Source organism: Pseudomonas protegens (assembly GCF_003732485.1).
Lineage (GTDB): Bacteria > Pseudomonadota > Gammaproteobacteria > Pseudomonadales > Pseudomonadaceae > Aquipseudomonas > Aquipseudomonas protegens_B.
The window spans coordinates 81,367-91,673 of record NZ_MOAK01000089.1; the positions used below are offsets into that span (position 1 = coordinate 81,367).

Sequence of the window (10,307 nt, forward strand, 5' to 3'; positions counted from 1 at the left end):
CATCCAGGGTGCGACCAGTGGCGACAAGATCGAAGGCTGCCTTGCGTCCGACATGCTCAACCAGCCCTGCCATCACGATCGCGGCGACGATGCCGTGCTTGACCTCTGGATAACCGAAGCGCGCGCTTTCGCCAGCCAGCGCCAGATCGCAGGACAATACCAGTCCGCTACCGCCACCCATGGCATAGCCATTAACGGCGGCGATCACGGGTTTGCTCATCCGCTTGACCAGCCCTTGTAGCTCGGTCGTCAGTGCGGCGCGACGTTCTACTAGCGATTGATTGTCAGGGGTCAGTACCTTGAACTCGCGGGTGTCGGCACCCGCGCAGAATCCGCGGCCGGCACCGGTGACGATAACGACCCGAACCGATGGGTCAGCATCGGCATCCTTCAGGGCCTGGACCAGCCCTTCAGTGAGTGCGAAGTTCAATGCGTTGAGTTTGTCCGGGCGATTGAGTGTCAGCGTCTGTACGCCATCCCAGGTTTCACGCAAAACGACCTGTTGTTCGGTCATGTAAGATGCTCCTGTCAGGGTTGCATGGCGCGCAGGCGTGCAAGGGCCTGTTCGAGTTCTTCGATGAGTGAGTGCATGATTGCGGCGGCTGGCAGTAGTTGATGGATCAGCCCTGCACATTGCCCCGCTTCCACTTTGCCGTTGCTGACATCGCCGTCGAATGAGGCTTGCTTCAAACTGGCGGAAGCCAGCAGTGAGGCGTAGGCGTCGGGGGCAGCCTGTGGCATGCCGTCGCGCTCGGCCTGTTCAACGCGTTCGGTAAAAGCGTTGCGCACGCTGCGCACCGGCAACGCTCCACGTCCGACCAGGACGGTGTCGCCAATGTCGGCGTCGAGTACTTTTTGCTTATAGGCAGGATGCAGGAACGCTTCCTCGGACAGCATGAAACGTGTGCCTAGCTGCACGGCGTCAGCGCCCAGGGCAAGCAATGCGGCAATGCCATAACCGTCGGCGATTCCACCACCCGCCACGAGCGGGCAATCGACTTCCTGCAATACGCGCCGCACATTAACCAGTGTGCTCACTTCATTGGCCGGTGGATGACCGCCGGCTTCGCTGCCCACTACTACCAGCCCATCGACGCCTGCTGCGGCCGCCTTGCGTGCGTGATCGACAAACGCGACAACCTGCAACCAGGTGGCGCCATAGTCCTTGAAGCGCTGCAAGTAAGCCTTTGGCGAGCCCTGGCTGGCTATGATGACCGGTACTTGTTCGGCTACCAGCAAGTCCAGGATTTCATCGGCGCCCTTGCGATACAGAGGGATGTTCACCGCATAGGGTTTGTCGGTCAGCTCACGCACCTGACGGAGTGTTTGGGCTAAATCGGCTAGACGCATCGGTCCTGCGGCGATGACTCCCAGACCACCGGCATTGGAGACGGCGGCGGGGAGGGCAGCACAACTGGATGCCCAACTCATGCCAGCCTGGATGATCGGGTAGCGGATGCCCAGTAAGCGGGTCAGTCGGGTGTCGAGCGGCATGCTTCAATCCTCATCGTCATTCTCCGGACTCAGGTTGTACGGATTGTTTTTCTTGAGTTCGCCGTAGTACTCGAGGCTGTTGCTGTATACGCGCTGCATTAATACGCGTAGTTGCTTGAGCTCGTTGGCCGATAGGCCGTTCAGCATGCGTTCGTTCCGCTCGTGTGAGTCATCGAGGATCCGGCGGACCATATCTTTGCCTTCCGCACTCAGGCAGAGCAGTGCGCTGCGCCCGTCCTCCGGGTTGGGTTGACGCTCAATCAATTCGCGTTTGGTCAGGTTGGTGACGATCCTGCTCATCTGGCTTTTCAGTACGCTGGCATGCTTGGCCACTTGAACCAGAGGCGCTTGGCCGAGGTAATCGAGAATCGCCAGTGTTCGCCACTCAAGTACCGTAATAGCGAAATGCTGGGGAATGGTCATGGCGGCGATACGACTCGAAAGGCCGGCCAGACGCTGCAGTTGTACGGAAAACAGGTCACGCATGTCCGTGGCGATTTCAGGTTCGCGCGTAGCTGCTGCTGGGTGTTTTTTCATAAGGCACCAAAGGGGCTATCTATGGAAAGGAATTAGCCTCTCATTGTTTGGGAGTGTGGGCCTGAGCTCAACCGCTGAAGCGCGATTGCTCGCGCAATAGCGTCAAACTTGCATCCAGCCCCTTGCTGAAGGCGTCGAGTACCAGGTCGACTTCCGCGTCGGTGATGATCAGTGGTGGCGCGAACACCACACTGTCGTTCAGCGAACGGGCAGTCACACCGTTGGCTTCGGTTTGCTGAGACACGCTCAAACCGACTTTCCACTCTTTTGGGAAAGCAGCTTTAGTGACTTTGTCAGCCACTACCTCGACCCCCCACATCAGGCCGGCGCCGCGTACCTCGCCCACCAGAGGGTGGTCGGATAATTTGCGCAGACCGGCGCCCAGACGTGCGCCGACCTGCTGGGCGTGTGTCGGAAGCTGGCGTTCCTCATAGATGTTCAGGCATTCCAATGCAACGGCGGCCGGGACCGGATGGCCGCCATAGGTAAAGCCGTGACCGAAGATGCCGATTTTCTCGCTCTGACTTTTCATTGCCTGGTACACCGGTTCGGAAATCATCAGCGCGGAAATGGGCAGGTAGGATGCCGAAAGTGCTTTAGCGCACGTCACCATATCCGGCTGCAGGCCGAAGGTCTGCGAACCCCACCAGTTGCCGGTACGACCAAAGCCACAAATGACTTCATCCGCTACCAGCAAGATGTCGTGGCGCTTGAGCACCTGTTGAATTTTTTCGAAATAGCCGGCCGGTGGAGTGATTACTCCGCCGGTGCCCATCAGCGGCTCGGCAAAAAAAGCTCCGATGGTGTCGGCACCTTCGTGCTCGATCAGTGTTTCCAGCTCGGCGGCCAAGCGGGTGGAGAAGGCCTCCTCGCTCTCGCCCGGCAGCCCCTCGCGGTAATAGTGCGGGCAGGTAACGTGCAGGAAGCCGGGCAGGGGCAGGCCGAAATCCTGGTGTAAGTGCGCGAGGCCGGTAAGGCTGGCGCTGGCGATGGTCGTACCGTGATACGCGCGATTGCGGCTGATGATCTTGCGCCGTTTTGGCTGGCCGATGGCGCTCCAGTAGTACCAGACCAATTTGATCGCGGTGTCGTTGGCTTCGGAGCCAGAGCAGGCGAACAACACCTTCGACATCGGTACCGGGGCCAGCGAGATCAATCGTTCAGCCAGCTCGATGGCCGGTTCGGTGGAGCGGTGTGCAAAATTCTGGTGATAGGGCAGCTGTTTCATCTGCCGCAGCGCGGCTTCTTCCAAACGCGACTCGCTATAGCCCAACGCAGCACTCCACATGCCAGACATGGCGTCCAGATACTTCTTGCCTTTGTCATCCCAGGTATAGATGCCCTCGCCACGGACCATCACGGTCGGACCGACCTTTTCATGGTTGGCTAGGTTGGTCTGGCTATGGATGTGATAAGCGATGTCGCTGGCGTGCAAAGAGCGTGACATGGCAGTACTCCGTTCGAGTGGTGCGACTTGCGTCGTGAGTGCAATTGTTGTCGGTGAAGTGATTTCGATATGGTTGACAATGTGAATCATGTGGTTCATGTTGTCAACCATCTTCTGAGGCTTCATGCTGATGAGGAAAAACGACCGAAGACACGGTCGAGCTGATTCAAAGCTGCGCTAAGGTTTGATCTTTATCTCTGCCTAATAACAAGTCCGCGCTCATCGGGCGCTAGAAACAGGAGATGGAAAATGTTCGACACCCTGAAAGTTTCAGCTGTAAGGCGTCATGTGTTGGCGGCTGTGGGGGCTGTCTTGATCGCTCCGCAGGTATGGGCAGCCGATCTGTCGACGGTGACCGTCGCGGGCTACGGTGGTGGCCTGCAGGATGCGTTGATTGCAACATTGTGGAGGCCGGCCGCTGAGAAGGCTGGATTGAAGCTTCTTACCGAGTCTCATGACGGACAACCAGCCGTACGCCTGCAGGTGCAATCCGGCAAACCTGCTTGGGATGCTATTCATATCGGTGCCAATGATTGTGCGGCACTCGCCAAGCAGGGGATGCTTGAACCCTTGGACTATTCCGTGATCGACGCCAAAGGTGTACCGAGCCTGGCGAGAGATAAAAACTGGATCGCGACCAACAGCTATTCAGTCGTCATGGGCTGGCGAACCGACAAATTCAAGGAAGGCCCTAAGAGCTGGAAAGAATTTTGGGATGTGAAAAAGTTTCCAGGGCGCCGCGCACTTTCCGTCGCGCCGGATGAAATGCTTGAAGTAGCCTTGCTGGCCGATGGCGTACCACGGGATCAGCTCTATCCCTTGGATATAAAGCGAGGTCTCGCCTCGCTGGAAAAAATCAAACCCTACGTCGCTGTCTGGTGGACCTCCGGTGCTCAATCGGCGCAGTTGATCAAAGATGGCGAGGTTGATCTGATCGCGATCTGGAGCAGCCGTGTCGACTCAGTGGTTAAAGACAAGGCTCCCGTGGACTACACCTATGAGGATGGCCTGCTCGGTTATGGCTGCATGGCCATCCTCAAAGGTGCCGGGAATGTGCCGGGAGCGCAGAAGTTGATCGCCAATGTTGTATCCGCCCCCATTCAGGCTCGGATCCCGACCATGATGGGCTACTACGGCCCAACCAATCATCTGGCTTTCGAGCAACCCGGTGTTCCGGCCGATGCACTGAGCAGCTCAAACATGTCGCCAGCCAACAGGGCCAAGCAAACCCTGATGGACGCTCGCTGGTGGGGCGAACATGTCACTGATGTTCAGGAAGACTACAAAGAGTTGATTGCACGGTAACGGGTGTTTTTGTGGAGGTCGGAGTTATGCAAGGCAATATTGCGATTCGGGATGTCTATAAAGGTTACGGATCATTTACCGCGATTGATCATGTTTCCCTGGACGTCAATCCTGGCGAGTTTCTTACACTTCTCGGCCCTTCGGGGTCGGGGAAGACGACCTTGCTCAATGTGTTGGCGGGGTTTATTCGTCCGGACTCGGGAAGTATCAAGGTCGATGGCGTAGAGTTTCTGAACTGTCCGCCACACAAGCGGGATATCGGCATGGTGTTTCAAAACTATGCATTGTTCCCGCATATGACGGTTGCAGAAAACGTCGCCTATCCCTTGCGCTTGCGCAAGGTCAGCGGTACGGAGCGAGCCCGCAGGGTCAAAGCCTCTCTGGAAATGGTACAGATGGACCATCTCGGTGAGCGCGGCATTCATCAGCTTTCGGGTGGTCAGCGTCAACGCGTCGCGCTGGCCAGGGCGATGGTATTCGAGCCGAAGATTATGCTGATGGACGAGCCGCTTTCAGCACTGGACAAGAACCTGCGCGAGCACATGCAACTTGAGCTCAAACGCCTGCATGCCCGACTGGGTATGACCACGATTTATGTCACCCATGACCAGAAAGAGGCACTGACCCTGTCGCACCGCATTGCCGTGTTGAACAAAGGCAGGCTGGCGCAGCTGGATACACCGGATGCGCTCTATGAGCGGCCGAACAATCGTTTTGTTGCGGGTTTCATTGGCGAGAGCTGTTTTTTTCCTGTGGGGGAGGATTGCAATGCCGTTACTTTCCAGGGGCGAGCGTTGAAATTGCCCAAAGGTACGGCGCTCAAGCTTGCACAACCGCGGGTGCTGATGGTGCGCCCCGAGCGCCTGCAATGGCAGGCCCCGTCGGACACTGGTGCGATGAACCGAATCGACGCGGTTGCACGCGACGTGGTCTATCAGGGTGACAGCTATCACGTTGGCCTGGTGCTGTCCGATGGCAGCGAGCTCACTGCGCGTCATCAAAAAGGCTTTCGCGACGTGCCGGTGCCAACACCTGGTGCGGCGGTTCAGCTTTGGCTACATGCCGAGGACACTTTGCTGGTGACGGAGGGCGCATGAATGCCGACCTTCCCCCTCGTCAAAAGCAAAAGAGGGTTACGCCCATGAAACACGTCAGTCTCTCCGGCCGCGTCAGAAGCGCTGCCATAGGCAGCAAAGATCCCATGGCCAGCCGCCTGGCAATGGCCGAACGAAAGGAGCGCTGGGGCCTGCTCTCCCTGACGCTGCCGGGTTTCATTTTAGTGTTCGTGGTACTGGCTGTGCCTTTGGGATGGCTGTTCTGGTTGTCGGCATTTGACAGCAGCGGTGCACTGACCCTGGACAATTATCTGCGGTTGCTACGGCCGGTGTATCTGAGCAGTTTCATCGTTACCTTCCAGATGGCGTTCTGCGTGACGCTGGTTTGCGTGTTGCTGGGTTATCCGCTGGCCTACCTGCTTTCGCAGTTACCCGAACGGGCCAGCCAAATCTGCATGGCCTTTGTGCTGCTGCCGTTCTGGACTTCGATTCTGGTACGTACCTACGCCTGGCTGGTGTTGTTACAGCGCCAAGGTGTCATCAACAATTGGTTGCTTGATCTGGGGCTGATCCATGAGCCGCTGGCTCTGGTTAACAACTTCTTCGGAACCGTCGTCGGCATGGTGCACGTCATGTTGCCGTTCATGGTGCTGCCGCTCTACGACAAGATGAAGAACATCGATCCGTTGTTGATGTCGGCAGCAGCCAATTGTGGTGCCACACCGTCCCAGGCATTTCGCCAGGTTTTCCTGAAATTGTCGTTACCTGGCCTGGCCTCGGGCATCACGCTGGTCTTCGTGATTTGCCTGGGCTTTTACCTGACGCCGGCATTGTTGGGCGGTGGCAGGGTGTCGATGTGGTCGATGAAAATCAGCGACACCATCGCCCTGTACGGTAACTGGGGCGCGGCGAGTGCGCTGGGCGTGGCCTTGTTGGTCGCTACTGTTTTGATCCTTTGGGGAATGCGCAAGTTGTTCGGTCTCAATGATCAAGGGAGAAACAGCTGATGTTCAAGCTCAATCAAACGGTGACGCCGACACAGATTACCCACGCGCACCGGCTCTGGTTATATGCGCTGGTAGGATTGATCCTGCTGTTCCTGATCATTCCGTGCCTGATTGTGATCCCAATGTCGTTCTCCGCCTCGCAGTACCTGGAGTTTCCGCCGCGGGAGTGGAGTCTGCGTTGGTATGAAGCATACCTTGGGTCGCCGGAATGGATGATGGCGACCTGGGTCACGGTGAAAGTGGCGGTCATGTCGACGTGTATCGCCACGGTGTTAGGGACGTTGGCAGCCTATGGTCTGTCGCAGGTACGCGGTGGCGCGGCGAAGTTGGTCAACAGCCTGATGATGCTTCCGATGCTGGTGCCGATCATTCTGGTGGCGGTCGGTGTATTTTTTGTCTACTCGCGTACCGGTCTGAACAACTCGATCACTGGCCTGGTGCTGGCTCATAGTGTGCTGGCGATACCTTTCGTGCTGATCGCCGTGGGCAATGGCTTGCAGGGATTCGACATGAATCAGGAAATGGCGGCACGCAGCTTGGGAGCTTCGCGTCCCTGGGCCTTTCTGACCGTGACGTTACCGCAGTTGCGGCTATCGATCTGTTCCGGAGCGCTGTTTGCCTTTATCGCGTCATTCGATGAGGTAGTCATTGCGCTGTTCATTGTTGGCGGTGAGAGCTCCACGCTGCCTCGACGCATGTTCGCCAATATCCGCGACCAGATCGATCCGACCGTGGCAGCGGTATCGACCTTGATGATTGTCTTGTCGATCCTGCTCTTGGTAGCGATGCAGTACATCAAGAGTCTGGAACGTCGTCAGCAACATTGATTTGAATCGATGGTGCGGCTGCCTGTATATCCCTTTGGAGGTATAGGCAGTTTGTACGTCACCGCAACAGTTACCTCAGCGGCAATACACCCATAGCCCGCTGCCTACCATGAGCCCTCTTTTACCCATGGGGCGCTGCTCATGATCCAACGTACCTGGCTGACCCTGGCCACGGCCCTGCTGATGTTCCCGCAGATCGCCGAAACCCTCTACAGCCCCGCCCTGGTGGATATTGGCCAGGGCTTTGCGGTGACGCCTGCCAAAGCGGCGCAAACCCTGTCGCTGTACTTCGCCGCCTTTGCCATCGGCGTGCTGGTGTGGGGCCGCTTGTGCGACCCCTGGGGGCGGCGCCCGGCGTTGCTCGCCGGCTTGTTACTGTACGGCCTGGCATCGTTGGCGGCCTTGCTGGTCACAAGCTTCTGCGGCTTGCTCGCCGCGCGCATCGTTGCCGCCTTCGCCGCTGCGGTCGGCTCGGTGGTCACCCAGACAGCCCTGCGCGATGTGCACAGCGGTGCGGAACTGGCGCGGGTGTTTTCCAGCGTCTGCAGTTGCCTGATGTATTTGGCTTAAGTGGAATTTTGCTCGCGCTCGGTTCGCTGCTGGCGCGCGCTTGAATACGCTATAACTGACGCGGGGCGTATAGGCGGCGACGTTGCTCAACCTGGCCTGCGGGATAAATTTGTTGGCGGCACTGGTGATTGCGCTGCTGGGCGAGCACAGGCTGATCGCCGTGGCCATAGCTTTTATGCTCGGCGCCTTCGCCATGGCGATTCCGTTGCTGCTGGGCTCGACGCTGGTTGAGTATGGAAATTGCTGGGGGACGGCGGGGGCGTTGTTCGGGCTGTTGTATTACGGGTTGATTGGCGGTGGCTTGAGTTTGGCGGCTGAATGGCAGGCTCTGGGATTAACCCTGGGATTGTGCGCGGCGTTCATCAGCGTTGCGGCGTGGGGGTATGGACGGCGGAGTCTGTGAGCGCCTGGCGGGGCAAGCCTGCTCCTACAGGGAAGGAGCGGGCTTGTCGCCGGCTACTGCTCGAAGTACACCACCATCTTCAAGTGCCGGTGTTCGTCCACCACCAGGGTTTCGTGGTGGAAATTGTGCTGCTCACCTTTGAGGTCCACGACTGATCCGATGCCGCGTTCGGCAACCTCATTGCCTGGCGTTTCCCACCCGCGTCGAAAGCTGGGAGACAGTACCTTCATCTCCTCGATCAAGGCCACCATGGCGGGGTCTTCCGGCGTTACCGCAACGTCATAGCGAAACTGCGCCAGCAACCTGGGCGCGTCGTCGGGCCAGGCGGACAACCGCCGTCGCATCTCGGGGTCAGCGAATATCATGCGTAGCAGGTTGCGATCCTCCCGTTGCCTGGCTGCCAATTCGAACAGCGCTTCAGCCGCCGCATTCCATGCCACCACATCCCAGCGCAGGTTCTGTACATAGGCAGGCCTGGGGAGATCATCAAGCAGTTGCTGAATGCCGGGTGTCACCGACACCCATTGATACGCTTCCGGCGGTGGGGGCCGTCTGTGTGCCAGAAGAAAGAGGTGGGTGCATTCGGCATCGTCAAGTTTGAGGGCGTAGGCCACGCTCAACAGGAACCTCTCTGATACCTTGACTGCCCGGCCTTGCTCGAACCAGGTGTACCAGGTCAAGCCCACACCCGCCAACGCTGCGACTTCTTCCCTGCGCAGTCCGGGCGTGCGGCGTCGTTCGGTCGTGGGCAAACCGACATCGCTTGGCTTCAGCTTCTTCCGGTGGCGAGTCAGGAACTCGGACAGTTCATTTCGAGTGCGGCTAAGGCTGCGTTCACGCATTGCTGTTGTCATTGGTAATAGGATAAGTAGTTAAATTATCATGTGACTATGTTGCATGGAGGATGCTGTTTTCGCAATTGAGCAGCATGAGGATCAGCCGTTCATGACAGGTCATCTAACCCCTTCGACTCCAATCCCCATGCCCGCCGGCAACAGGCAAAAGAATGCCGAGTGCGCTGGGCCGCGTGCCTGGGCGGGCCTTGCCCTGTTGTCCCTGCCCTCGGTCATGCTCGGGCTGGATCTGACATTGCTGCATCTCACTTTGCCGGCATTGGCTGCCGACCTGCAGCCCACCAGTTCACAGGCGTTATGGATCATGGATGCCTACGGCTTTCTGATCGCGGGCTTTCTCATCACGATGGGGACGCTGGGCGACCGGATTGGCCGGCGCAAGCTCTTGTTGATCGGTGCGGTCGCGTTTGCCGCAGCTTCCGTGGCTGCTGCTTTTTCGACCAGTCCCACTATGCTGATCGCAGCGCGGGCGGTACTTGGTATAGCGGGTGCCACACTGATGCCATCTACGCTGGCGCTGATTGGCAATCTGTTCACCAATGCCCGTCAGCGTGCACTTGGCATCGGTATCTGGGCAACAATGTGGGGGATTGGGTATGCGTTGGGGCCGGTTGTGGGCGGTCTGTTGTTGGAATGGTTCTGGTGGGGCGCAGCATTCCTGATCGCGGTGCCTGTGGTGATCGTGCTGCTGGTGCTCGCGCCGTTGCTGTTGCCTGAGTACCGTGCAGCTGGCAGCGCACGGGTGGACGTGCCCAGCGTATTGCTCTCGCTTGCTGCCATACTGCCCTTCGTCTACGGCATCAAGCAG

Annotated in this window: 12 protein-coding genes; 7 read left to right on the forward strand and 5 right to left on the reverse strand. The window is 58.2% G+C overall.

The genetic code is table 11. The features are described 5' to 3' along the window. From BLX41_RS32165 to BLX41_RS32180, 4 genes are all read right to left on the reverse strand, one after another. Window positions 1–514, reverse strand: a 514-nt coding sequence (locus BLX41_RS32165) for an enoyl-CoA hydratase/isomerase family protein (protein WP_148059800.1), incomplete at its 3' end; no start/stop codon positions are given. Between the two features lie 14 nt (window positions 515–528). Beyond that, window positions 529–1,494 carry an NAD(P)H-dependent flavin oxidoreductase gene (locus BLX41_RS32170; protein WP_123728121.1) on the reverse strand — a complete coding sequence of 322 codons (966 nt, stop codon included), beginning with the start codon at window positions 1,492–1,494 and terminating at the stop codon, window positions 529–531. A 3-nt stretch (window positions 1,495–1,497) separates the two neighbouring features. Continuing rightward, a complete protein-coding gene (locus BLX41_RS32175; protein WP_123728122.1) occupies window positions 1,498–2,031 on the reverse strand; it encodes a MarR family winged helix-turn-helix transcriptional regulator in 534 nt (177 codons plus the stop codon). 67 nt (window positions 2,032–2,098) lie between these two features. Then, window positions 2,099–3,577 (reverse strand): aspartate aminotransferase family protein, encoded by a 1,479-nt coding sequence (locus tag BLX41_RS32180; protein ID WP_259745463.1) that lies wholly within the window; start codon window positions 3,575–3,577, stop codon window positions 2,099–2,101. Window positions 3,578–3,727: 150 nt separating this feature from the next. On the opposite strand from BLX41_RS32180, the gene BLX41_RS32185 reads away from it, so the two are divergent. The 6 genes from BLX41_RS32185 (at window position 3,728) to BLX41_RS37155 (ending at window position 8,645) form a co-directional block, all read left to right on the forward strand. Continuing rightward, window positions 3,728–4,783: an ABC transporter substrate-binding protein gene (locus BLX41_RS32185; protein WP_123728124.1), complete on the forward strand. Its 1,056-nt coding sequence runs from the start codon at window positions 3,728–3,730 to the stop codon at window positions 4,781–4,783. Between the two features lie 26 nt (window positions 4,784–4,809). Beyond that, a complete protein-coding gene (locus BLX41_RS32190; RefSeq protein WP_123728125.1) occupies window positions 4,810–5,880 on the forward strand; it encodes an ABC transporter ATP-binding protein in 1,071 nt (356 codons plus the stop codon). A 44-nt stretch (window positions 5,881–5,924) separates the two neighbouring features. Further along, entirely contained in the window at window positions 5,925–6,845 is a 921-nt protein-coding gene (locus BLX41_RS32195) for an ABC transporter permease (RefSeq protein WP_123728126.1), read from the forward strand. After that, window positions 6,845–7,672 carry an ABC transporter permease gene (locus tag BLX41_RS32200; RefSeq protein WP_123728127.1) on the forward strand — a complete coding sequence of 276 codons (828 nt, stop codon included), beginning with the start codon at window positions 6,845–6,847 and terminating at the stop codon, window positions 7,670–7,672. The genes BLX41_RS32195 and BLX41_RS32200 overlap by 1 nt, the downstream gene beginning before the upstream one ends. Window positions 7,673–7,813: 141 nt before the next feature. Beyond that, window positions 7,814–8,242: an MFS transporter gene (locus BLX41_RS37150; RefSeq protein WP_311197613.1), complete on the forward strand. Its 429-nt coding sequence runs from the start codon at window positions 7,814–7,816 to the stop codon at window positions 8,240–8,242. Window positions 8,243–8,324: 82 nt separating this feature from the next. Then, a complete protein-coding gene (locus BLX41_RS37155) occupies window positions 8,325–8,645 on the forward strand; it encodes a hypothetical protein (RefSeq protein ID WP_311197614.1) in 321 nt (106 codons plus the stop codon). Between the two features lie 53 nt (window positions 8,646–8,698). On the opposite strand, the gene BLX41_RS32210 is transcribed toward BLX41_RS37155, so the two are convergent. Next, the gene (locus tag BLX41_RS32210; protein WP_123728128.1) at window positions 8,699–9,487 is read right to left on the reverse strand and encodes a helix-turn-helix transcriptional regulator; all 789 of its coding nucleotides are present in this window, start codon (window positions 9,485–9,487) and stop codon (window positions 8,699–8,701) included. A 55-nt stretch (window positions 9,488–9,542) separates the two neighbouring features. On the opposite strand from BLX41_RS32210, the gene BLX41_RS36910 reads away from it, so the two are divergent. After that, a partial coding sequence (locus BLX41_RS36910) for an MFS transporter (RefSeq protein WP_259745464.1) occupies window positions 9,543–10,307 on the forward strand: 765 nt, incomplete at its 3' end.